19 protein-coding genes are annotated in these 23,494 nt (G+C 72.1%); 8 read left to right on the top strand and 11 right to left on the bottom strand.

Annotated elements, in window-relative coordinates:
* Nucleotides 1-182: 182 nt before the first annotated feature.
* Entirely contained in the window at nt 183-1,346 is a 1,164-nt protein-coding gene (locus J2Z30_RS15825) for a serine hydrolase domain-containing protein (protein ID WP_245388049.1), read from the top strand.
* Between the two features lie 30 nt (nt 1,347-1,376).
* Here the strand turns inward: J2Z30_RS15825 and J2Z30_RS15820 are convergent, their stop codons facing one another.
* The gene (locus tag J2Z30_RS15820; protein WP_044571536.1) at nt 1,377-3,083 is read right to left on the bottom strand and encodes a glycerol-3-phosphate dehydrogenase/oxidase; all 1,707 of its coding nucleotides are present in this window, start codon (nt 3,081-3,083) and stop codon (nt 1,377-1,379) included.
* A gap of 197 nt (nt 3,084-3,280) precedes the next feature.
* On the opposite strand from J2Z30_RS15820, the gene J2Z30_RS15815 reads away from it, so the two are divergent.
* Nucleotides 3,281-4,552: a nucleotide sugar dehydrogenase gene (locus J2Z30_RS15815; RefSeq protein WP_044571538.1), complete on the top strand. Its 1,272-nt coding sequence runs from the start codon at nt 3,281-3,283 to the stop codon at nt 4,550-4,552.
* A gap of 94 nt (nt 4,553-4,646) precedes the next feature.
* Here the strand turns inward: J2Z30_RS15815 and J2Z30_RS15810 are convergent, their stop codons facing one another.
* Together J2Z30_RS15810 and J2Z30_RS15805 are read right to left on the bottom strand one after the other, a co-directional pair.
* Nucleotides 4,647-6,839, bottom strand: a complete 2,193-nt coding sequence (locus tag J2Z30_RS15810) for a DUF6049 family protein (protein ID WP_245388048.1) — start codon at nt 6,837-6,839, stop codon at nt 4,647-4,649.
* A 722-nt stretch (nt 6,840-7,561) separates the two neighbouring features.
* Nucleotides 7,562-8,719, bottom strand: coding sequence for a rod shape-determining protein (locus tag J2Z30_RS15805; protein WP_044571539.1), 1,158 nt, complete (start codon nt 8,717-8,719; stop codon nt 7,562-7,564).
* Nucleotides 8,720-8,808: 89 nt separating this feature from the next.
* Between J2Z30_RS15805 and J2Z30_RS15800 the strand changes: the two genes are divergently transcribed.
* Together J2Z30_RS15800 and J2Z30_RS15795 are read left to right on the top strand one after the other, a co-directional pair.
* Complete coding sequence (locus J2Z30_RS15800; RefSeq protein ID WP_044571541.1) at nt 8,809-9,252, top strand: hypothetical protein; 444 nt, start codon at nt 8,809-8,811, stop codon at nt 9,250-9,252.
* Between the two features lie 208 nt (nt 9,253-9,460).
* Nucleotides 9,461-10,150 (top strand): hypothetical protein, encoded by a 690-nt coding sequence (locus J2Z30_RS15795; protein WP_044571543.1) that lies wholly within the window; start codon nt 9,461-9,463, stop codon nt 10,148-10,150.
* Nucleotides 10,151-10,277: 127 nt separating this feature from the next.
* Here J2Z30_RS15795 and J2Z30_RS15790 read toward each other — a convergent pair whose 3' ends face one another.
* The 4 genes from J2Z30_RS15790 to J2Z30_RS15775 form a co-directional block, all read right to left on the bottom strand.
* Entirely contained in the window at nt 10,278-11,405 is a 1,128-nt protein-coding gene (locus tag J2Z30_RS15790) for a GuaB3 family IMP dehydrogenase-related protein (RefSeq protein WP_044571544.1), read from the bottom strand.
* 128 nt (nt 11,406-11,533) lie between these two features.
* Entirely contained in the window at nt 11,534-13,036 is a 1,503-nt protein-coding gene (gene guaB / locus J2Z30_RS15785) for an IMP dehydrogenase (RefSeq protein WP_044571546.1), read from the bottom strand.
* Nucleotides 13,037-13,192: 156 nt separating this feature from the next.
* Complete coding sequence (locus tag J2Z30_RS15780; RefSeq protein WP_044571548.1) at nt 13,193-13,804, bottom strand: sigma-70 family RNA polymerase sigma factor; 612 nt, start codon at nt 13,802-13,804, stop codon at nt 13,193-13,195.
* Nucleotides 13,805-14,094: 290 nt separating this feature from the next.
* Nucleotides 14,095-14,706 (bottom strand): response regulator transcription factor, encoded by a 612-nt coding sequence (locus J2Z30_RS15775; protein WP_003948568.1) that lies wholly within the window; start codon nt 14,704-14,706, stop codon nt 14,095-14,097.
* A 408-nt stretch (nt 14,707-15,114) separates the two neighbouring features.
* Between J2Z30_RS15775 and J2Z30_RS15770 the strand changes: the two genes are divergently transcribed.
* Nucleotides 15,115-15,429: a WhiB family transcriptional regulator gene (locus J2Z30_RS15770; RefSeq protein WP_037952995.1), complete on the top strand. Its 315-nt coding sequence runs from the start codon at nt 15,115-15,117 to the stop codon at nt 15,427-15,429.
* 91 nt (nt 15,430-15,520) lie between these two features.
* On the opposite strand, the gene J2Z30_RS15765 is transcribed toward J2Z30_RS15770, so the two are convergent.
* Complete coding sequence (locus J2Z30_RS15765) at nt 15,521-16,441, bottom strand: LysR family transcriptional regulator (protein WP_044571555.1); 921 nt, start codon at nt 16,439-16,441, stop codon at nt 15,521-15,523.
* Between the two features lie 79 nt (nt 16,442-16,520).
* On the opposite strand from J2Z30_RS15765, the gene J2Z30_RS15760 reads away from it, so the two are divergent.
* A complete protein-coding gene (locus tag J2Z30_RS15760; RefSeq protein ID WP_044581573.1) occupies nt 16,521-17,207 on the top strand; it encodes an MOSC domain-containing protein in 687 nt (228 codons plus the stop codon).
* A gap of 97 nt (nt 17,208-17,304) precedes the next feature.
* On the top strand, nt 17,305-18,078 hold the full coding sequence (locus J2Z30_RS15755) for an SDR family NAD(P)-dependent oxidoreductase (RefSeq protein WP_044571557.1): 774 nt from the start codon (nt 17,305-17,307) through the stop codon (nt 18,076-18,078).
* Between the two features lie 85 nt (nt 18,079-18,163).
* On the opposite strand, the gene groL is transcribed toward J2Z30_RS15755, so the two are convergent.
* The 3 genes from groL to J2Z30_RS15740 form a co-directional block, all read right to left on the bottom strand.
* Nucleotides 18,164-19,783, bottom strand: coding sequence for a chaperonin GroEL (gene groL / locus J2Z30_RS15750; RefSeq protein ID WP_044571559.1), 1,620 nt, complete (start codon nt 19,781-19,783; stop codon nt 18,164-18,166).
* Nucleotides 19,784-19,877: 94 nt separating this feature from the next.
* Entirely contained in the window at nt 19,878-20,186 is a 309-nt protein-coding gene (gene groES, locus J2Z30_RS15745) for a co-chaperone GroES (RefSeq protein ID WP_014054228.1), read from the bottom strand.
* 231 nt (nt 20,187-20,417) lie between these two features.
* Nucleotides 20,418-21,506 carry a polysaccharide deacetylase family protein gene (locus J2Z30_RS15740; protein WP_245388047.1) on the bottom strand — a complete coding sequence of 363 codons (1,089 nt, stop codon included), beginning with the start codon at nt 21,504-21,506 and terminating at the stop codon, nt 20,418-20,420.
* A gap of 77 nt (nt 21,507-21,583) precedes the next feature.
* Between J2Z30_RS15740 and J2Z30_RS15735 the strand changes: the two genes are divergently transcribed.
* Entirely contained in the window at nt 21,584-22,786 is a 1,203-nt protein-coding gene (locus J2Z30_RS15735; RefSeq protein WP_078956726.1) for a class I SAM-dependent methyltransferase, read from the top strand.
* Nucleotides 22,787-23,494 lie beyond the last annotated feature (708 nt).

Raw genomic sequence — 23,494 nt, 5'->3', positions numbered from 1 at the left:
TACCCACCCTGAACCCACCCTGGGAGAGCGTCCATTGTCTCTCATCCGCGGACCCGGAACCGCCCCGGGTCCGGGGCGCGGCGTGGCGGCCACCGCGGTACCTGCGACCATCTGGAAGTACGCAGGAAACGGAGGTCCGTGTCATGCCCATCTCCGCCATACGATGGCACAGGCGGAGCCGTATGCCGACCGCCGTGGCGCTCGCGACCGCCCTCGCACTCGTCCTGTCCGGCTGCGGCGCGGCGGCCACGGAACCGGGCCGGGACGCGGACCCGCGGGCGAGCGCGAGCCCGGACGCCGAAGGCGGTCGTGACGGCGTCCTGCGCGCCGCCGTACGGCGGTTGGCGGCGCAGGGCGACGCGCCGGGGGCCGCGGTGCTCATCCGCCGGGAGGACGGCGGCACGCGGTATCTCGCCTCGGGGGTCGCGGACGTCCGCACCGGACGCCGGATCCACCGGAACGACCACTTCCGGGCGGGCAGCCTCACCAAGGCCGTCATCGCGGCGGTGACGCTGCGTCTTGCCGCCCAGAGGCGGCTCGGCCTCGGCGACACGGTGGAGGAGCACCTCCCGGGGCTGGTGCGCGGCCAGGGCAACGACGGCCGGGCCATCACGATCCGTCAGCTGCTGAACCAGACCAGCGGGCTGTTCGACTACACCACCGACCCGGTGCTGGCGCGTCAGCTGTCCGCCGCGACCGACCGCACCCGCACCGCCGCCTCCCTGGTACGGACCGCCGTCGCGCACCGCCCGTACTTCTCGCCCGGGGCCGACTGGCGCTACTCCAACACCAACTACGTGCTGCTGGGCATGATCGTCGAGCGGGTCACCGGCCGCTCCTACGCGGCCGAGGCCCGGCGGGACGTGCTCGTCCCCCTGCGGCTGCACGGCACCTCCTTCCCCGGCACCCGCACCACCCTCCCGGACCCGCACGGCCGCGCGTACACACGGGACGGCGGGGCCGGGGACGGTGGCGCCCGGCGCGATGTCACCGACCTCAACCCCTCCTCGGCCGGGGCCGCGGGGGAGCTGATCTCCACGCTCGGCGATCTGACCCGCCTCCTCCCCGGTCTGCTGCGCGGCAAGGTGGTGCCCCGGGCCGAGCTGCGGCAGATGCGGAACACCTCCGCCTCCGACGGCCGGTACGGCATGGGGCTGTTCCCGGTGCGGCTGGCGTGCGGGGTGACGCTGTGGGGCCACAACGGCGAGATCAACGGCTCGTACGCGCTGGCCGTGACCACCCCCGACGGCCGCCACAGCCTCGCCTACCGGCTCAACAGCACCGCCGCCTCGGGTCTGACCGCCGAAACGTCCCTGCTCGAGGCCGAGTTCTGTCCTCACCAGTAGGACACGGCCAGTAAGACACGCGGCCTCCTCCTACAGCGGGATGATGTCCGGCGCGCCCAGCCGGGCCGCGTCAGCCGTCAGATCGTCCGGCTGACGCTGCGACTCGCGCTCCGCCTCCACCCGCTTCTCGTAGTGCTGGACCTCCCGGTCGAGCTGGTCATCGGCCCAGCCCAGCACCGGCCCCATCAGCTCGGCCACCTCGCGGGCGCAGCGCGTACCGCGGTCGAAGGTCTCGATCGAGATGCGGGTGCGGCGGGTGAGGACGTCGTCCAGATGGCGGGCCCCCTCGTGCGAGGCGGCGTAGGCGACCTCGGCGCGCAGATAGTCCTCCGCCCCGGCGAGCGGCTTCCCCAGCGAGGCGTCGACCGCGATCAGGTCCAGCACCTCCTGCGCCGCCGAGCCGTAGCGGTTGAGCAGATGCTCGATCCGCGCCGCGTGCAGCCCGTGCTGCCGGCCGATCCGCTCCCGGGCGTTCCACAGCGCCTTGTAGCCGACGGCGCCGACCAGCGGGATCTCCTCGGTGACACAGGGCCCGACCCGGCGGTCGAGGCCGTGCACCGCCTCGTCCACGGCGTCCTTGGCCATCACCCGGTACGTGGTGTACTTGCCGCCCGCGACCACCACCAGGCCCGGCACCGGATGGGCGACGGTGTGCTCGCGGGAGAGCTTGCTGGTGGCGTCCGACTCCCCGGCCAGCAGCGGGCGCAGCCCGGCGTAGACGCCCTCCACGTCGTCGCGGGTCAGCGGCACCGCGAGGACCTCGTTGACATGCTCCAGCAGATAGTCGATATCGGCGCTGGAGGCGGCCGGATGGGCCTTGTCCAGGTCCCAGTCGGTGTCCGTGGTGCCGATGATCCAGTGCCTGCCCCAGGGGATCACGAACAGCACGCTCTTCTCGGTGCGCAGGATCAGCCCGGTCGTGGAGTGGATGCGGTCCTTGGGGACCACCAGGTGGATGCCCTTGGAGGCCCGGACGTGGAACTGGCCGCGCTCGCCGATCAGCGCCTGGGTCTCGTCGGTCCACACCCCGGTGGCGTTGACCACCTGCCGGGCGCGGACCTCGAACTCACCGCCCTGCTCCAGGTCGTGCACCCGGGCGCCGACCACGCGCTCGCCCTCCCGCAGGAAGCCGACCACCCGCGCGCGGTTGGCCACATGGGCGCCGTACTCCGCCGCCGTGCGCACCAGCGTGGTGACATAGCGGGCGTCGTCCATCTGGGCGTCGTAGTACTGCAACGCCCCGACCAGCGCGTCCTTCTTGAGACAGGGGGCGACGCGCAGCGCACGCCCGCGGCTCAGATGGCGGTGGGCGGGCAGTCCGCGGCCGTGCCCCGAGGAGACCGACATGGTGTCGTAGAGCGCGACGCCCGAGCCCGCGTAGAACCGCTCCCAGACCCGGTGTTTCAGCGGATACAGGAACGGCACGGGCTTGACCAGGTGCGGTGCGATCCGCTCCAGCAGCAGCCCGCGCTCCTTCAGCGCCTCGCGCACCAGTGCGAAGTCCAGCATCTCCAGATAGCGCAGTCCGCCGTGGATCAGCTTGCTGGACCGGCTGGAGGTGCCGGAGGCCCAGTCCCGCGACTCGACCAGACCGGTCTCCAGGCCCCGTGTCGCGGCGTCCAGCGCGGTGCCCGCGCCGACCACTCCGCCGCCCACGACCAGGACATCGAGCTCACGGTCCGCCATCCGGGCCAGCGCCTCGCCGCGCTCGGCCGGTCCCAGTGCCGGTGTTTTCACCGCTGCCTCCCGTTGTGATCGACGCCACGCCGCCCTGCCGATTTTCCTGGCTTTCTCCCCTCCATGCCATGCCGCTGCTCCGGCCATCGACGCGACACCGTGTCAACACCCCTCACCAATACTGAATACGAGTCATATTTCCGCTTAGTCTGCCTTTGCGCCATCCGACATCGTCCCGGGAAGGACGACACGACGTCATGCCCGCAGATCTCGCCGTCATCGGACTCGGTCATCTCGGTATTCCTCTCGCCCGGTGGGCCACCGCCGCCGGCATCCGCACCGTCGGCTACGACCCCGATCCGCGCGCGGCTCACGACCTCCGGGCCGGACGGCTGCCCGCCGGCTCGGGCGAGGGCCTGCTCTCCGCCGCCGAGCTGCGCCGGATGGCCTCCCAGGGCTTCCGGATCACCGCCGACCCCGCCGAACTCGGCCGCGTCCGCACCGCTGTGATCTGCGCCCCGACCCCGCGCGGGGACGACCGCAGACTGGATCTGTCGGCGGTCGGCGAGGCGGCCCGTACGCTCGCGGCGAGGCTTCGCCCGCACACCACCGTTCTGCTGGAATCGACCGTGTACCCCGGCACCACCGAGGAATTCCTCCGTCCACTTCTCGAGGAGGGATCCGGACTGCGGGCCGGGCGCGACTTCCACCTCGCCTACTCCCCCTGCCGCCACGACCCGGGCAACCGGGCCCACGGCCCCGCCAACACCCCCAAGGTCATCGGCGGCCTCACCCCCGCCTGCACCGAGGCGGCCGCCGCCTTCTACGGGCGCTTCACCGAGAAGGTCGTCCGGGCCCGCGGCACGCGCGAGGCCGAGACGGTCAAGGTCCTGGAGACCAATTACCGGCACGTCAACATCGCCCTGGTCAACGAGATGGCCGTGTACTGCCATGACCTCGGCGTCGATGTGTGGGACGTGGTCCGCTGCGCCGAGACCAAGCCGTTCGGCTTCCAGTCCTTCCGCCCCGGCCCCGGCGTCGGCGGCCACGGCGTGCCGGTAGACCACGGCCACATGGCCGACCCACAGCGCGGCCTCGGCATCCCGCTGCGCATGGTGGAGCTCGCGCAGCAGGTCAACGGGCGGATGCCGGGCTATGTCACGCGCCGCTGCACGGCCCTGCTCAACGAGTACGGGAAGTCGGCGCGCGGGGCGCACGTACTGCTGCTGGGCGTCGGCTACAAGGCCGACGTCGCCGACGCCGAGGGCTCACCCGCGCGGGAGATCGCCTCCCGGCTGATCGAGCTGGGCGCCCGGCTCAGCTACCACGATCCCTACGTCACGCGCTGGCGGGTGCTGGGGCGCGAGGTGGAGCGCGCCGACTCGGTGTACGAGGCGGCCGCCGACGCCGACCTGACCGTCCTGCTGCAGCCGCACCGCACCTATGACCTCCAGGGGCTGTCGGTGAAGGCCCAGCTGCTGCTGGACACCCGGGGCGCGGGACCGGCGGGGACGGCGCACCGGCTGTGAGAGCCGCCCGGCCCGGGTCCGGGCCCCGCCGTCACCGGGTCCGGGTACCCCGTCACCGGGTCCGCGTACGGCGTCACCGAGTCCGGGTACGCCGTCACCGGCTCCGGGTACGCCGCAGCCGGAACGCGACCGCCAGCACGATCAGCGCCGTCCCGCCCAGCACGAAGATCACCGCTCCCGACGGCACCGACCGCACATCCGCCGTGAACGTCATCGGCGCGCCCCAGGGCCTGCCGTCGGTGGTGGTGTAGAGCTGGGCGGTCAGCCGCACCGGCCCGTTCGCGTACGCCTCCACCCGGATCCGCACCGTACGGCTCACCGCGCGCGACGCCTGGACCGGCATCGCGCGGTCCCGGGCGGTCAGCCGCTCGGGGCGGCTGGAGAGGACTCGGAGCTCCACCCCGGTGAGATCCTGCTGGAGGCCGTTGTCGACGGTGACCGGGATGGTCGCCGAACCCCCGGTCACCACCACCGTGGACTTCGGCACCAGCCGCACCGACGCGATCGAGGCGGTCAGATAGCGGGACACCCCCCGCTGGTACGAGGACGCGCCCGCCGGGTCGGCGCGCCAGGCGGTCGCGACGGAGCGGGCCAGCGCGGCCCGTACGGACGCGGCGGTGGCCCGCGCGTCCGACAGCACCTTGGCCAGGGCCCGCATCCGCAGCCGGTCCCGGACCACCGCCGCGAGCCGGGCGGGCGGCAGCTCGGAGGCGTGCCGCGCGAGCGGATAGCCGTCGAAGCCCCGCAGCCGCCCCGCCGAGGGCTTGCGCAGCGCGGCCGCGAACCCGGCCGGCTCCAGCCAGCCCGCCTTACGGCCCTCGGCCACCACCGTGAGCAGCACCCGGGCGACCGCGAGCGGCATCCGGCGCGGCGGCACCATCACCAGCTCGCGGCGGGCGTACGGCAGCTCCCTCGCGGCCGTGAGGGTCTCGGCGAGCAGCCTCTGGCGCAAGCGCAGCCGGGCGGGCGCGCCGGAGGCGCCCGCGGCCGGGTGGCTCGCGAAGAGCTGGGACGCGATCGCCGCGTCGTAGCGCAGCGCGGTCGTGCCGCCCTCGAGTGAGACGGCGCCGTCGTCGGTGGCCCCTTCCGAGACCAGCTCACCGGCGGAGGCCACCCCGGCGCCCGAGGCGAGCACCGTGTCCAGGCCGAGCCCCTTGGCGTACCGGGCGATCCCGTCGTCCAGCTCGCCGCCCGCGGGCCAGCCCACACCGGCGCGCGCGTGGACGCCCAGCGCCCGGTCCACCACGCTCCGGCCGGTGCGCGAGGCCCGGCGCAGCAGCCCGGCGAGCGGGACACCGCCGCCGCGGGCGAGCGAGGCCAGATCCGGGTCCGCGTACGGCAGCGCGATCACCTCCCGGCCCCGGACCGCCGCGCGGAGCGCGGCCAGCCAGCCCGCCGCCGCCTCGCCGCCCTTCCCCTCGGTGGCCCGCTGCGGATCGGTGTCACCTGGTGTACGGGCCACCCGGTACCCGGCGACCATGGCCCGCGCCTGGACGATCAGATCCGGATCGAGGACCCAGGTGACCGGCTGCCCCTTGCCCATCTCCACCAGCCGCCGCAGCCGCCCGCCCGGCCCGAAGGCGGCGGTCAGCTGATCGTCGCGGAAGACCGGCAACACGGTGTCCTGGGTGCGCAGGGTCAGCGCCTCCATCCGCGGGGTGTCCAGCACGGGCCACAGTACGGTGGTGCGCAGCGGCTCCAGCCGGGTGGCGTCGGGATACGCGGACAGATGGGTGCGGGTCAGCCCGAGCACGGTCCCGGCGCCCGCTCCGTCCGCGCGAACGACATCCACGGTGAGCGCGTACGCCCCGGCGCCGTCCAGCTCCAGGTCGGGGACGGGCACGGTGAGCCGGAAGCCCCGCTCGGCGCCGGTCGGCAGCGGGGCGAGACGGGCCGTGCGGTCGGCCACCTCGGGGCCGTCGGCCCGGGTCAGAGGCGTACGACGGGCCACGGTGGCGAGCCCGCCCCGGGTGTCGATCGCCCCGGAGGCCCCGATCCGCACCCCGATCCGCGCGGCCCCGACCCGCCGCCCGGAGGTATTGGTGACCCGCCCGCTGATCCTCAGGTCGCCGCCCTGACGGATCACGGCAGGGGTGAGGGAGGCCAGCTCGACGGACACGGGGTACCGGCGGGAGGGAGCGGAGGGGGCGTGGGCCGTGCGGCCGCCGTCAGGCCCACGGCCGCGCGACGCGGCGACGCGAGCCTCTCGGCCGCCCACCGTGGTACCGCCCTGAGCCCCCCGGCCGCCCGCCGGGGCGACGCTGCGAGCACCCCGGCCCCGCGCCATCGCGACGCCCTGAGCCCCGCGACCGTCCGCGGGGGCGAGGCGGTGAGCCCCACGGCCCTGAGTCGTCGTGACGCCCCGAGCCCCACGACCCTGCGGCGCGGCCCCATGAGCCCCCCGGCCGCTCCCCGGAGCGGCACCATGATGCCCACGGCCCTGCGGCGTACCGCCCCGAGCACCCCGGCCGTTCGCCGGAGCGGCGCTCTGAGCCCCACGGCCCCGCGCCCTCGTGACGTCCTGAGCCCCGCGACCGTTCGCCGGAATGGCTCCGTACGGCATGCTGCCCTGCGTGGCTGCCATGGCGGCCGCGGCATGAACCTCCCGGCCGTCCGCCAGGGCCATCGCGGCTGCCCCGGCGGGCGTCAGCACGGAAGTGATCGCGACCAGGATCGTGGTGGCGGTCGCGACGACCGCCCGCCGGTACGTCCTGCCGCGCCCCACGACCACCACCTCGACGCCCGCGACTGCCGTCCGCCCACGCCGCACGGGACCGACGCGGTGTCACCAGCCCACCACGCCGGGGGCGATGCCGCACGCTCAAGGCCGCCACCCCGGGGAGACCCGCCGGGCCGCCCCGAGACGCCTCAGCGGATCGCCGAAGTCGGCCGCGGTTCGAACGGCGCCCCGAAGGGGCGCGGGGCTGTGCCGATGCGTGGGACCGGCCGCGACGGCGCCGCAAGACGATCGACGGCATCTCGGGGCATTCCCAGCGGAGCGCCTCGGCGTCACACCCGCACGGCGTCCGGCCGCCGGGGCCGTGCGTCCATCGCGGTGCGCAGGGAGGCGAAGTCCTCCACGCAGCGGCCGGTGCCGATGGCCACGCAGTCCAGCGGGTCGTCGGCCACCAGCACCGGGATGTTCAGCTCGCGCCCCAGCCGTACGTCCAGGCCGCGCAGCAGGGCCCCGCCGCCGGTCAGCACGATGCCGCGGTCCATGATGTCGCCCGCCAGCTCCGGCGGGGTCTCGTCGAGCGTGGCCCGCACCGCCGCGACGATGCTGTCCACCGGCTCGGCGAGGGCCTGCCGCACCTCGTCCGAGGTCAGTTCGAGCACCCTGGGCAGCCCGGTCGCCTGGTCCCGGCCGCGGATGGTGCAGCGGTCCGGCGGCAGCAGCGCCTGGGTGTCCTCGTTGTCCTCGCTCTGGCCCGGGATGAACACCTCGACATTCCGCTCGGGCCGCCGGACGGACTCCGAGACCCGCGGTACGGACAGCGGCCCGGTGGGCGACGCGGATCCGATGGAGACCTTGATCTCCTCGGCGGACCGCTCACCGATCGCCAGCGCGTACTGCTTCTTCACATAGGAGCTGATCGCGACATCCATCGCGTCGCCCGCGGTGCGCACCGACCGCGCGGTGACGATGCCGCCCAGCGAGACCACGGCGACCTCCGTCGTACCGCCGCCGATGTCGACCACCATGCAGCCGGTCGGCTCGCTCACCGGCAGCCCCGCGCCGATCGCCGCCGCGATGGGCTCCTCGACCAGATGCACCTGACGCGCCCCGGCCTGGGTGGCGGCCTCCATCACCGCGCGCCGCTCAACGCCGGTGATCCCGGAGGGCACACAGACCACCACGCGGGGACGGGCCAGCCGGCGGCTGCCCATGACCTTCTTGATGAAGTACCGCAGCATGCGCTCGGCGATCTCGAAATCGGCGATCACGCCATCGCGCAGCGGCCGCACGGCGACGATGTTCGCCGGCGTCCGCCCCATGGTCTCCTTGGCCGCCGAACCCACCGACAGCACACTGCCGTCGACTGTGTTCACGGCCACAACCGACGGCTCGTTGAGCACGATGCCCCTGCCCCGGACGTACACCAGTGTGTTGGCGGTGCCGAGGTCGATACCCATGTCACGCCCATTGAACGACTTGTTCTGCGCCATAAGTTGACATTATTGCTTATGCCGGATTCTGTCCCGGCACTGATGTCATTCGCACCACCGTGCGGCCATGCCACTGCTACCTTGCCGACATGATCGCGTCCGTTCCCTCCGCAGCTCAGGCCCCACGGCCGGCCCGTGGCCTCGCGGCGGGCATCGCGGCGGCCCTGCTCGGAGCCGTGGTCTTCGGCTTCATCCAGGGCAAAATCGGCCACCGTGGCCAGGAGGTCGGCTACTGGGCGCTGTGCATCGGACTGTTGACCGGCGCCGCGCTGGGCAAGCTGGGCGGCCGGGCGCCGCTGCTGGCGCTCGTCGGCATACCGCTGGCCGTGGTCAGTGTCTCGCTGGCGCAACTGATCGGCGCCGCGGTACTGATGGGGGACGAGAGCTCCTGGCCCACCTCCGACACCCTGATCAAGCACTTCGGGCTGGTGGCGGACTACTGGCACGATCATATCCTCGGGCGCAACGACATCACCTTCTACGCCGTGGCGGGAGCGGAAAGTTACCTCGTCGCGAAGCGCGTCACCGAATAGCGGCGACGAATCCCCATATGCCGGGCCAACGTGTCTCCGTCCGGTCCCAGCCATGTCACGGACGTCAGACACGACTTGTCTGATTGTCATGCCTGCCTGTTAGTTTTATGGCTCGAAAGTTTCCTTCCGCGTTCCCAGCCCGCAGCCGCTCATCAGCCGAGCTGTCCCCGGAACGCGGTCTCAACACCTTCATCCCCGGGGGAATTCCATGAGCCAGAACTGGCAGCAGCCACAGCAGCCAGGCGGGTACCCGCAGCAGCCGGGTGGCTATCCGCAGCAGCCCGCCCCGCCCCAGCAGGCCGGTGGGTACGGCTCCGCGCAGCAGCCCGGCTACGGCTACCCGCAGGGGCAGCCGCAGCAGCCCCAGCAGCCTCAGCCGCAGTACGGCGGCGGCTTCCCGCCGCCCGCGCCGCCGGCCGGCCGCCCCGGCAACCCGCTGCTGGCGGTGGGCGCCGCCCTCGTGGCCACGGTCGTCGGCGCGTTCCTCTACGCGTTCCTGCTGAGCGCGATGGCGAACACGGACAAGACCCCGCCGGAGGTCACGCAGTTCGCGTACGCCGGTGTGGTCGTCGGCGCGCTCATCGGTCTGGCGGTCGCCAAGCTGGGCGGCCGCAACACGGGACTGTGGGTGGTCGGCGCGGTGCTGGCCCTGGCCGCGGTGTTCCTCGGCGAGCTCTACGGCTACGCCATGATCCTGCACGATGTGATGAGCAACTACGCCGACAAGATCGGCGGCGGCGCCAGCAGCCAGGTGCTCTCCTCGAACGAGATCTTCTTCGACCACTTCAGCGACCTGTGGAAGTCGTGGAAGGAAGACTCCGACGCGCTGACCTACATCTTCATGGCGCTCGCGCCGGTCGCCGCGGTCAGCACCGCCTACCGGATCAGCAACCGCTGAGCCCACGAGCAACACAGCGAGGGGAGGGCCCCGACCGCGAGGCGGTCGGGGCCCTCCCCTTGCTGAACCGGTTGCCGAACCGGTTGAACCGGCCCGTGAACCGGTTGAACCGGCCCGTGAAGAACGCTCAGCGCTTGTCGCGGGCCGACGGAGCGACCGTGACCTCGACCCGCTGGAACTCCTTCAGCTCCGAGTAGCCGGTCGTGGCCATCGCGCGGCGCAGCGCGCCGAAGAAGTTCATCGAACCGTCGGTGGTGTGCGAGGGACCGAGGAGGATCTCCTCGGTGGAGCCCACCGTGCCCAGGTTCATCCGCTTGCCGCGCGGCACCTCGTCGTGCACGGCCTCCATGCCCCAGTGGTGACCGCGGCCCGGTGCGTCGGTGGCCCGCGCCAGCGGGGAACCCATCATCACCGCGTCCGCGCCACAGGCGACGGCCTTCGGCAGATCGCCGCTCCAGCCCACGCCGCCATCGGCGATCACATGCACATAGCGGCCACCGGACTCGTCCATGTAGTCCCGGCGGGCGGCGGCGACATCGGCGACCCCAGTGGCCATCGGCACCTGGATGCCCAGCACATTGCGGGTGGTGTGCGCGGCGCCGCCGCCGAAGCCGACCAGCACACCGGCCGCGCCGGTGCGCATCAGGTGCAGCGCGGCCGTGTAGGTGGCGCAGCCGCCCACGATCACCGGGACGTCCAGCTCATAGATGAACTGCTTGAGGTTGAGCGGCTCGGCGGCGCCGGAGACATGCTCGGCGGAGACCGTGGTGCCGCGGATCACGAAGATGTCGACCCCCGCGTCCACCACGGCCTTGGAGAACTGCGCCGTGCGCTGCGGGGACAGGGCGGCGGCGGTCACCACGCCCGCGTCCCGCACCTCCTTCAGGCGCTGGCCGATCAGCTCCTCCTTGATCGGCTCGGCGTAGATCTCCTGCATCCGGGTGGTCGCGGTGCCTTCGTCCAGCTCGGCGATCTCCGCCAGCAGCGGCTCCGGGTCCTCGTAACGGGTCCAGAGCCCCTCGAGGTTGAGCACCCCGAGGCCGCCGAGCTCACCGATGCGGATCGCGGTGCGGGGCGAGACCACCGAGTCCATCGGCGCGGCCAGGAACGGCAGCTCGAAGCGGTAGGCGTCGATCTGCCAGGCGATCGAGACCTCCTTCGGGTCCCGGGTGCGACGACTCGGCACAACGGCGATGTCGTCGAACGCGTACGCCCTGCGGCCGCGCTTACCGCGCCCGATCTCGATCTCAGTCACGTGGGTGCCTTTCCCTGTTCACGAACAGCCGTCCCAGTATCCCTGCCCGCACCGTCGCAAGGTCGCCCGGGTGAACGGCGCGGATGGCACGGACAGCACGGACAGCACGGATCAGCGGACAGCGTGGATCAACGGCCAGAGTAGTTCGGCGCCTCGGTGGTCATCTGGATGTCATGCGGGTGGCTCTCCTTGAGGCCCGCCGCGGTGATCCGCACAAAGCGGCCCTTCTCCTTCAACTCCGCCACATTGGCCGAGCCGACATAGCCCATCGACGCCCGCAGACCGCCCACCAGCTGGTGCGCGACCGAGGCCAGCGGACCACGGTAGGGCACCTGGCCCTCGATGCCCTCGGGGACCAGCTTGTCCTCGGACAGGACGTTGTCCTGGAAGTAGCGGTCCTTGGAGTACGAGCGGGCCTGGCCACGCGTCTGCATGGCGGCCAGGGAGCCCATGCCCCGGTAGGACTTGAACTGCTTGCCGTTGATGAAGACCATCTCGCCCGGCGACTCCTCGCAGCCGGCCAGCAGGCTGCCCAGCATCACGGTGTCCGCACCGGCCGCGATCGCCTTGGCGATGTCGCCCGAGAACTGCAGACCGCCGTCGCCGATCAGCGGCACTCCGGCGGCGTGACAGGCGCGGGCGGCCTCGTAGATCGCCGTCACCTGCGGCACGCCGATGCCCGCGACCACGCGCGTGGTGCAGATCGAGCCCGGACCGACGCCGACCTTGACCCCGTCCACCCCCGCGTCGATCAGCGCCTGGGCGCCGTCCCTGGTGGCGACATTGCCGCCCACCACATCGACCGCGATATTGGACTTGATCTTGGCGATCATGTCGAGGATGCCCCGGCTGTGGCCGTGCGCGCTGTCCACGACCAGGAAGTCGGCCCCGGCCTCGACCAGCGCCTGCGCCCGCTCGTACGACTCGTCGCCGACGCCGACGGCGGCGCCGACGACCAGCCGGCCGCCCGCGTCCTTCGCCGCGTGGGGGTACTTCTCGGCCTTCACGAAGTCCTTGACCGTGATCAGGCCCTTGAGCAGGCCCGCGTCGTCGACCAGCGGCAGCTTCTCGATCTTGTGGCGGCGCAGCAGCTGCATCGCGTCCTCGCCGGAGATCCCCACCTTGCCGGTGACCAGCGGCATCGGGGTCATGACCTCGCGGACCTGGCGGCCCCGGTCGACCTCGAAGGCCATGTCACGGTTGGTGACGATGCCGAGCAGCTTGCCCACGGCGTCCGTGACCGGCACCCCGCTGATGCGGAACTTCGCGCACAGCGCGTCCGCCTCGTGCAGCGTGGCGTCCGGCCGGACCGTGATCGGGTCGGTGACCATACCGGACTCCGACCGCTTGACCAGGTCGACCTGGTTGGCCTGGTCCTCGATGGACAGATTGCGGTGCAGCACGCCCACGCCGCCCTGCCGGGCCATGGCGATGGCCATCCGGGACTCGGTGACCTTGTCCATGGCGGCGGACAGCAGCGGCACATTCACCCGCACGTTCCGGGAGACCCTGGACGAGGTGTCGACCGCGTTCGGCAGCACCTCGGAGGCGCCCGGCAGCAGCAGCACGTCGTCGTACGTCAGCCCGAGCATGGCGAACTTCTCAGGCACTCCGTCGACGTTGTCAGTCATGACACCCTTCCAATGGTCTTGCCCCAGCGCGGACTCCCATGCTAACGGGCTCCCCGAGTGCCTCATTCCGCCCTGTGGATAACTTCTCAGCGACCTGCTAAATGCGGAAGGCACAACAAGATAACGAGCCGATCAGAACTCCGGTGGGCCAGGGGCTCACTGCTCGGCGAGCGCGCGCAGTCTGCTCAGCGCCCGGTGCTGGGCGACCCGCACCGCCCCGGGGGACATTCCGAGCATCTGCCCGGTCTCCTCCGCCGTCAGCCCGACCGCGACCCTCAACAGCACCAGCTCGCGCTGGTTCTCCGGAAGGTTGGCCAGCAGCTTCTTGGCCCACTCCGCGTCGCTGCTGAGCAGCGCCCGCTCCTCGGGCCCCAGCGAATCGTCCGGCTGCTCCGGCATCTCGTCCGAGGGGATGGCCGTGGAGCCCGGGTGGCGCATGGCGGCCCGCTGCAGATCGGCGACCTTGTGCGAGGCGATGGCCACGACGAACGCCTCGAAGGGCTTTCCGGTGTCGCGGTAGCGCGGCAGCGCGCACAGCACCGCGAGACAGACCTCCTGCGCCAGGTCGTCCACGAAGTGGCGGGCATCACCCGGAAGTCGGGACAGTCTCGTACGGCAGTAGCGCAGGGCCAGCGGGTGGACCAGGGCCAGCAGATCGTGGGTGGCCCGCTCGTCCCCCTCGGCTGCGCGCCCGACGAGGGAGCCGATCGCCCCCGTACCCCCGGGAGCTCCCTTGGGGGCTCCTGGGCTCTCGTCGTCGCGCGGCATCCATCCATGGTGCCTCGGGCCCGGAGGCTCCGTGGCATCGCGTCCGTAGTTGTGCGCTGAAGCGTTATGAGCAGGTGCGCCGGTTGTCGTCACGTCCTGCGCTCTCCCCTCACGCCCGACCGAACCGTCCCCGAGGAACTCCACACCTTCAAGGATGCGGCATAGCGCGGGGAACTGATACAGGCCACCACCACAGCGCTCGCCGCGCACGCTTTCGCCCCGCCCGCCACCCGACGGGCGGGGACCGTCGCGCCCCCGCTGCGCAGCACGTCAGAACGGTCGTGGCCGGATCAGCGGACCAGACCCCAGCGGAACCCGAGGGCCACCGCATGTGCCCGGTCGGACGCGCCGAGCTTCTTGAACAACCGGCGTGCGTGCGTCTTGACCGTGTCCTCGGACAGGAACAGCTCGCGGCCGATCTCCGCGTTGGACCGGCCGTGGCTCATGCCCTCGAGCACCTGGATCTCCCGCGCGGTGAGCGTGGGCGCGGCGCCCATCTCGGCCGAGCGCAGCCGGCGCGGGGCCAGCCGCCAGGTGGGGTCGGCGAGCGCCTGGGTCACGGTGGCGCGCAGCTCGGCGCGCGAGGCGTCCTTGTGCAGATAGCCACGGGCGCCGGCCGCCACGGCCAGCGCCACTCCGTCCAGGTCCTCGGCGACCGTGAGCATGATGATCCGGGCGCCGGGGTCGGCGGAGAGCAGCCGCCGCACGGTCTCGACCCCGCCGAGACCGGGCATCCGTACGTCCATCAGAATCAGATCCGAGCGGTCGGCACCCCAGCGGCGGAGGACTTCCTCGCCGTTGGCCGCCGTCGTCACACGCTCGACGCCGGGCACGGTCGCCACCGCGCGGCGCAGCGCCTCTCGGGCAAGCGGGGAGTCGTCGCAGACGAGGACGGATGTCATGGCCGCCCTCCGCAGCTGATGCGCGTCACCTTGAGCCTCCAGGCTGGTACATATCGTCACCTGAGCGATTGACAGCCCCGGATATCTGTCCGAGAGCTTTACCCATCAACCGCCTCCGCACTCTCAACGACGGTCACCCGAAAGAGTTACGGGGTTCGGCGGCCACCTTCGACACTCTACGTGAGGGCCCGGACACGGAGCAGCTCCGTCACGCCGGTCGCGTCCTTCGCGTCTCCCCCATAGGGCAGCCCCCGGGGCAGTCCCTTCGGTGGCATTTGGCGACCTTGCTTCCAATTTGCCGGTCTGTGTGGCTAGATTCGCAATGAGTCATATTTACATCTACTTACACCGTAGGTGTGCGACCCAGGACACAGCGTCCGCAGCCGATCACTTCGAGGAGATAAGGCAATGGCAGATTTCTCCCGTCTTCCCGGCCCGAATGCCGACCTGTGGGACTGGCAGCTCCTGGCCGCGTGTCGCGGGGTCGACAGCTCGCTCTTCTTCCACCCGGAGGGGGAGCGCGGCGCTGCCCGCAGCGCACGCGAGATGTCGGCGAAAGAGGTGTGCATGCGCTGCCCGGTACGGGCGCAGTGCGCGGCCCACGCCCTTGCCGTACGCGAGCCCTACGGAGTGTGGGGCGGGCTGACCGAGGACGAGCGCGAGGAGCTCATGGGGCGGGCACGGCACCGCGCGGTCGCCAGTACGGGCGCCCCGGGATCCTGATCGCGGCTTGATCGCGGCCAACTGAAGAAACGTTCCTTCCGTCACCACCCGACGCATGCGCGGACGGCCCGCGGGGTGGTGCGCGCGCCGCTCATCTGCGGGCGGCCCGCTCCAGCCGGTCCAGCGTCGCCGCCACCGCCGGGACGCGGGCGAGGTCGGGCAGGGTCAGCGCCACCACTTCCCGGCGCACCGCCGGTTCCACCTCCAGCGTCGTGGCGCCCTTGGTCCGCACCGACTCCAGCGCCAGCTCGGGCAGCACCGCGACCCCCAGCCCGGCCCCGACCAGGCCGACGACCGTCGGATAGTCGTCCGTCGCGAAGTCGATGCGCGGGGTGAAGCCCTCGGACTCGCACACCTCCACCAGATGCCCCCGGCAGCGCGGGCAGCCCGCGATCCACGGCTCCCCGGCCAGCTCGGCGATACCCACCGCCCCGGCGCCCGCCAGCTTGTGCCCCTCCGGCACCACGCCCACTAGCCGATCGCTCAGCAGCGGCCGCAGGACCAGGTCGTCCCACTCGCCGCCACCTCCCGAAGCCGCCTCCGCCTCCGCGCTCACCTGCGGATACCGAAAGGCCAGCGCGATCTCGCAGTCGCCCGAGCGCAGCATCTCCACCGAGCCCGGCGGCTCGGCCTCCACCAGCGAGACCCGCGTCCCGGGGTGCGCCGCGCGCATCTCGGCGAGCGCCATGGGCACCAGGGTCGAGCTGCCGCTGGGGAAGGACACCAGCCGCACCCGGCCCGAGCGCAGCCCGGCGATCGCCGCGACCTCCTCCTCGGCGGCGGTCAGCCCGGCCAGGATCCCGCCGGCGTGCCGCACCAGCGCCCGGCCCGCCTCGGTCAGCCGCATCTCCCGCCCGCTGCGGATCAGCAGCGGGGTGCCCGCGGCGCCCTCCAGGGCCTTCATCTGCTGGCTGACGGCGGGCTGGGTGCAGCCGAGCTCACGGGCGGCGGCGGAGAAGGAGCCGGTGGCGGCCACCGCGCGCAGCACCCTGAGATGGCGAGCCTCGATCATGACTTGAGCATAAGGGGCCCTTGGGTACGGGCCGGGATATTACGTCGACGCTTTGACCTCACTGTCCTACGGTGCGGTCATGCCGCATACTCCACGCCCCTCAGCCGTCCTCACCGTGAACGTCGGCCGCGCGATGCCGAGCACCCACACCGACTGCCCCGCCGGCACCGGTATCGACAAGCGGCCCGTCGACCGCCCGGTACGGGTCGCGGCCCCCGGGCCGAAGGGCCGGGCCGGAAGCGGTCTGGCCGGTGACTCGGTCTGCGACCTCCGCCACCACGGCGGCGACGACCAGGCCGTCTACGCCTACGCCCGGGAGGACCTCGACGTCTGGGAGCGGGAGCTGGGCCGCGAGCTGGCCAACGGCGCCTTCGGCGAGAACCTCACCACCGGCGGTATCGACGTCAACGGCGCCCTCATCGGCGAGCGCTGGCGGGTGGGGAGCGAGCTGCTGCTTGAGGTGACCTCACCGAGGATCCCGTGCCGTACGTTCGCCGGGTGGCTGGGCGAGCGGGGGTGGCTCAAGCGGTTCACCCAGGCCGCCGTCCCGGGTGCGTATCTGCGGGTGCTCGAGCCCGGCGAGATCCGCTCGGGCGACGCCGTCGAGATCGTGCACCGGCCCGACCACGAGGTGACGGTCGCGTTCCTCTTCCGTGCCGAGACCACGGAGCGGGAGCTGCTGCCGAGGGTGCTGGCGGCCGGTGACGCGCTGCATCCGGAGGCACGGAAGGCCGCCCTGAAGTACCGGTCCGCGAAGGCGATCTGACGGAAGCGGACTGACGGAAGCGTTCATTCCGGCGCAGATCGCTCGCGGTGCCGCTCGGCGGTCCTCCGGGGCCCGCCGTGGCCGATAACGTGCGCGTATGACGACTGCATTGATTACCGGAACCACCGCGGGCATCGGCGCCGCCTTCGCGGGCCGGCTCGCCGCCGACGGGCACAATCTGGTGCTCGTCGCACGCGATGAGAAGCGGCTGCGGGAGCAGGCCGCGGATCTGCACGACCGGCACGGCGTGGAGGCGGACGTGCTGGTGGCGGACCTCTCCGAGGATGACGGGATCGCTGCGGTCGAGGCCCGGCTGAAGGACCGTACCCACCCGGTCGACCTGCTCGTCAACAACGCCGGTTTCGGCAACCGCGCCCGCTATCTGGAGGTGCCGATCGCCGATGAGCTGCGGATGCTGAAGCTGCACTGCGAGGCGGTGCTGCGGCTGACCAGCGCGGGGGCCGGGACGATGCGCGACCGGGGACGCGGCGGGGTGATCAATGTGGCGTCGCTCGCGGCCTTCTTCCCGCGCGGGACGTACGGGGCGAGCAAGGCGTGGGTCGTGCAGTTCACGCAGGGCGCGGCGAAGGACCTGGCCAGCTCGGGGGTACGGCTGATGGCGCTGTGCCCGGGGTTCGTCCGTACGGAGTTCCACGCGCGGGCGGGGATCAAGGACACCAGCGTGCCGAGCTGGATGTGGCTGGACCCGGACCGGCTGGTCACGGCGGCGCTGAAGGATTTCGCCCGGGGCAAGTCGCTGTCCATCCCGGATCCGCGCTACAAGGCGATGTCGAGCCTGGCCAAGCTGGCCCCGCGCTCGGCCCTCTCCTCCATCTCCTCCAAGGTCGGCCGCCCCCCGGCGAAGGGGTAGCCCCTCGGGGCCCGGAACACGCGAAGGCGCGGCCGCCCGTTGGGCGGCCGCGCCTTCGCGCTGCTCGTGGCAGAACGCCGGAGCGTCAGTGCGCGTGGCCGTGGCCCGCGGCCTCGGCCTCTTCCTCGGCCGGCTTCTCGACCACCAGGGTCTCGGTGGTGAGCAGCAGCGAGGCGATCGACGCCGCGTTCTCCAGCGCGGAGCGGGTGACCTTGACCGGGTCGATGACACCGGCCTTCACCAGGTCGCCGTACTCCTCGGTGGCCGCGTTGTAGCCGTGGCCCTTCTCGAGCTCGGCGACCTTCGAGGTGATCACGTAGCCCTCGAGACCGGCGTTCTCGGCGATCCAGCGCAGCGGCTCGACCGCGGCGCGGCGGACCACGGCGACACCGGTGGCCTCGTCGCCCTGCAGGCCCAGGCTGTTCTCCAGCACCTTCGCGGCGTGGACCAGCGCGGAGCCACCACCGGAGACGATGCCCTCCTCGACCGCGGCGCGGGTCGCGGAGATGGCGTCCTCCAGGCGGTGCTTCTTCTCCTTGAGCTCGACCTCGGTGGCCGCGCCCACGCGGATCACGCACACGCCGCCGGCCAGCTTCGCGAGCCGCTCCTGCAGCTTCTCGCGGTCCCAGTCGGAGTCCGTGGCCTCGATCTCGGCCTTGATCTGGGCGATGCGGCCGGAAACCTCGTCCGCCTTGCCGCCACCGTCGACGATCGTGGTGTCGTCCTTGGTGACGGTCACGCGGCGGGCGGTGCCCAGCACGTCCAGGCCGACCTGGTCGAGCTTGAGGCCGACCTCCTCGGCGATGACGGTGCCGCCCGTAAGGGTGGCGATGTCGCCGAGCATGGCCTTACGGCGGTCACCGAAGCCCGGGGCCTTCACCGCGACGGCGTTGAAGGTGCCGCGGATCTTGTTGACGACGAGGGTGGAGAGGGCCTCGCCCTCCACGTCCTCGGCGATGATCAGCAGCGGCTTGCTGGCGTTGGCCTGGATGATCTTCTCCAGGAGCGGCAGCAGGTCCTGGATGGAGGAGATCTTGCCCTGGTGGATCAGGATGTACGGGTCGTCGAGGACGGCCTCCATCCGCTCCTGGTCGGTGACCATGTACGGCGAGAGGTAGCCCTTGTCGAAGGCCATGCCCTCGGTGAAGTCGAGCTCCAGACCGAAGGTGTTGGACTCCTCGACGGTGATGACACCGTCCTTGCCGACCTTGTCCATCGCCTCGGCGATCAGCTCGCCGACCTGCTTGTCCTGTGCGGACAGCCCGGCCACGGCGGCGATGTCGGACTTCTCGTCGATCGGGCGGGCGGTGGCCAGCAGGTCGTCCGAGACGGCCTTGACCGCCGCGTCGATGCCCTTCTTCAGGGCGGCCGGGGAGGCACCCGCGGCCACGTTCTTCAGGCCCTCGCGGACGAGCGCCTGGGCCAGCACGGTGGCGGTGGTGGTGCCGTCACCCGCGATGTCGTTGGTCTTGGTCGCCACCTCCTTGACGAGCTGAGCGCCAAGGTTCTCGTACGGGTCCTCGACCTCGACCTCACGGGCGATCGTGACACCGTCGTTGGTGATGGTGGGGGCACCGAACTTCTTGTCGATGACGACATTGCGGCCACGGGGGCCGATGGTCACCTTGACGGTGTCCGCGAGCTTGTTGACGCCGCGCTCGAGGGCGCGACGGGCGTCCTCGTCGAACTTCAGGATCTTCGCCATGAGTTGCGTATGTCCTCTCAAACAAGCCGTGCCCCGACCCCGGTTTCAGATGACACGGGCACCGGGACACGGCTCATAGGCAAAACTTCGGTGATTACTTCTCGACGATCGCGAGAACGTCGCGAGCCGAGAGGACGAGGTACTCCTCGCCGCTGTACTTCACCTCGGTGCCGCCGTACTTGCTGTAGAGCACGACGTCACCGACGGAGACGTCGAGCGGAAGCCGCTTGCCGTCCTCGAAGCGGCCCGGTCCCACGGCCAGGACGACGCCCTCCTGGGGCTTTTCCTTGGCGGTGTCCGGAATGACCAGGCCTGAAGCTGTGGTCTGCTCGGCGTCGAGCGGCTGGACCACAATGCGGTCCTCGAGCGGCTTGATGGCAACCTTGGAGCTGGTGGTCGTCACGATCCGACCTCCCCCTTCGGAGATCTCACGGGGTCAACTGTCTGAGGTGGCGACCAGGTAAATCCGTCGTCGCGGGTGCCGGACCTGCCCGTCGCTGTATCCCTGGCACTCATCGGTCCCGAGTGCCAGCCTCGACATTATGACGCGGTTAGCACTCAGTCAACTAGAGTGCCAAGCGACGTGGTGGCGGCCTCCGCGCGGCTCTCTCCGGGGCCGTCCCGCGGAGGGCCCTCATACGTAGTCCTCCAGCCGTCCGATCGTGAAGCCCTGGGCCTGGATCGCCCGCACCAGCCCCGTGATCCACTCGGTCATCGACTGGCCCTCGAGCTGCTCCGGCCCCCGGAAGTGCGCGAGCACGATGTCCCCCGGCAGCAGATGGTCGCCGGAGCGGTAGGCCAGACCGTGGGTCTCCATCTCGGCGCGCCACAGCACCACCGTCCGCACCCCGCAGAAGGACGCCGCCCGCAGGGTCGTGTCGTCGTACTCCCCGAACGGGGGACGGAAGAGCTTCGGCTGTTGACCGAAGCGCTGCCACAGGATGTCGCGCTGGCCGCAGATCTCCCGCACCTGGTCGTCGTAGGCCATACCGGCCAGGCTGGGGTGGGTCAGGGTGTGGTTCTCCATGGGGTTGCCGAGCCGGCGCAGCTGGTCGAAGTAGTCGTAGTGGGTCCCGATCACGTCGTCGGTCAGGAACCCGGTGAAGGGCAGCCCGAGCTCGCGGGCCTGCTCCACGAAGCGCGGGTCCTTCTCGATCCCGTCGTCGATCGTCACGAAGACCACCCGCTGGTCGGTCGGCACCCGCCGCACGATCGGCGGCAGCCCCCACTGCTGCGGGCCCGACCGCCCGAGCGCGGGCTTGACGTCGGGCGGGGCCGGGGGCCGCGCCAGCGGCCGGTCAAGACCCCAGCGGCGGTAGGCGTCGGACGCGCCCGCCGGGGCCGTACCGGGCGGCCCGGCGGCCGGGGCGGACGCCGGGGCGTCGCCGGAGGGCGACGCTTCCCGGGCCCGGCCGCCCTCGACCCCTCCGCCGTCCCCCTCGCCCTCCTCGCCCTCCTCGTACCCCTCGTCTCCCTCGCCCCCCTCGTACCCCGGCCCGGACGACGCCGGTGGCCGCTGCTGCGGCTCCCGTCCGGACGGCGGCTGCGACGGCGCCGAGGGCGGGTCGTCGAGCCGCGAGGCGAGGGAGGCCGGTGGCATGGGAGCGCCGTGGCGGGAGCCGGTGTGCGGCTCGGGGGCGGCGGCGAGGGATCCGCAGGCCGTGAGCACGGCCGCCGCGCCGACGAGAACCAGACAGCGAGGAAAACCAGTCTTGATCATCATCACATAAGTGATCTTCAACCCGAGGGGGCGCATATGCGCGCCGTGCGCGGGCGAATGCGCTCGCGGGAGCGGGGAGAATGGGCCATGTGGACGTTGACGCCTTCGATTCACTGCTCGGCGACGAGGGGCAGGCGCTGCTCTCCGCGCTCCGCGACTACGACCCGGCGAAGGAACTCGCCACCGCGACGCGGCTGCGCCGCGACCATCCCCCGGCGCTGGTCTCGGCGGCCCTGACCCAGGCCACGCTGCGGCAGCGGGCAGTGGCCAAATTCGGCCCCGAGGACGCGCACCGGATGTACTTCACGCCGAACGGCGTCGAGCAGTCCACCCGAACCTCCGTGGCCGCGTACCGCGCCTCCCGCTTCGCGGGGTTCGGCGTCCACCGCATGGCCGATCTGTGCTGTGGCATCGGCGGCGACGCGATCGCGCTCGCCCGCGCCGGGATCTCCGTGCTCGCCGTCGATCGCGACCCGCTGACCTGCGCCGTCACCCGTGCCAACGCCGACGCGCTCGGCCTGGCCGATCTCATCGAGGTCCGCTGCGCCGATGTCGCCGAGGTCGACACCCGGGACTTCGACGCGGTCTTCGTCGACCCGGCCCGGCGCGGCGGCCGGGGCCGCGTCTTCGACCCCGAGGCGTACTCCCCGCCCCTCTCCTGGGCCATCGAGGCCGCCCGCACCACTCCGCGCGCCGCCCTCAAGATCGCCCCCGGCGTGCCGCACGAGGCGGTCCCCGAGGACGCGGAGGCCGAGTGGATCTCGGACCACGGCCATGTGAAGGAGGCCGTCCTGTGGTTCGGCACCGCCCGCCCCGGGCTGCGCCGCGCCACGCTGCTGCCGAGCGGCCACTCCCTCATCGGCACCCCGCTCCTCCCCGACCCCGAGCCCGGCGCGGTCGGCCGCTGGCTCTACGAACCGGACGGCGCCGTCATCCGCGCGCATCTCGTGGCCGATGTCGCGGCCCGCGTCGGCGGCCGTCTGATCGACCCGACGATCGCCTACATCACGACGGACGAGCTGCGCCCGACACCGTTCGCCACCGCGTACGAGATCACGGATGTGCTGCCGTTCAACCTGAAGAAGCTCAAGGCGCTGCTGCGGGAGCGGGAGGTCGGCATCGCGACCATCAAGAAGCGCGGTTCGGCGGTCGAGCCGGAGCAGCTGCGCAAGAGGCTGCGGCTCGAAGGCGGGAACGCCTGCACCATCGTGCTGACGCGCTCGGCGGGCTCCCCCACGATGCTGCTGGGCCACCCGGCCCAGGCCCTGTCCGGCGGAGCGTGACGCCTGCGGCGGGCTGATCCGCCGCGTGGTGGGGCCCCGCCCCGGGCCCCGGCCCGACGCCCCAGGCGCGCGCAGGCGTCCGCCCAGTCCTTCCTGACGGCACCGGAGCGCCTGTGGCGGGCTATTCCCCTACCCGCCCCTTCCCGAAACTGGGGCTCCGCCCCAGACCCGCGGGCGGAGGACCCGGAACCCCCGGGCGGAGGACCCGGATGTGCGCGGGCGTCTGCCCGGTCACCCGCTGCGCCAGTTGTGCCGACCGTGACCAGCCCGCCGGTGCAGGTGCTCATGGCGGCGGCGGTCTGCCCGTCGCCGCCGGGGTCCAGGGGCGGAGCCCCCGGTACGGGAAGGGGCGGGGAGGGGAAAGACCCACCGGACCCGCCGCCCCAGCGTGCGTCAGCCGCTGCCTCCAGCCGCCAGGCCCCGCCATCCTGGCGTGCCAGTGCGCTAGGGGTGTCCGAGACTCCGCCCCCGACCGCGGCCCAACGACCGGGATCCGCTCGGCCATCCGCTCGGCCATCCGCCGTGTCGGCGTGCCGACCGCGACCGGCCCACCGGTGCGGGCACTCACGGCAGCGACGGTCGGCCCGTCGATCCCCCGGGTCCAGGGACGGGGAGGGAAAGACCGAGGCCGGGCGGACGGTGGGGAATTCCCTAAACCCGGTTCCACTTCGTGAGGCCGCTCGCGTCCCGGGCGTTACGGTCAACGCC

It is taken from the genome of Streptomyces iranensis (genome assembly GCF_017874715.1).
Taxonomy (GTDB): Bacteria; Actinomycetota; Actinomycetes; order Streptomycetales; family Streptomycetaceae; genus Streptomyces; species Streptomyces iranensis.
Note: the sequence above shows the minus strand (reverse complement) of the source record. Positions and strands in the feature narration are given on the sequence as shown.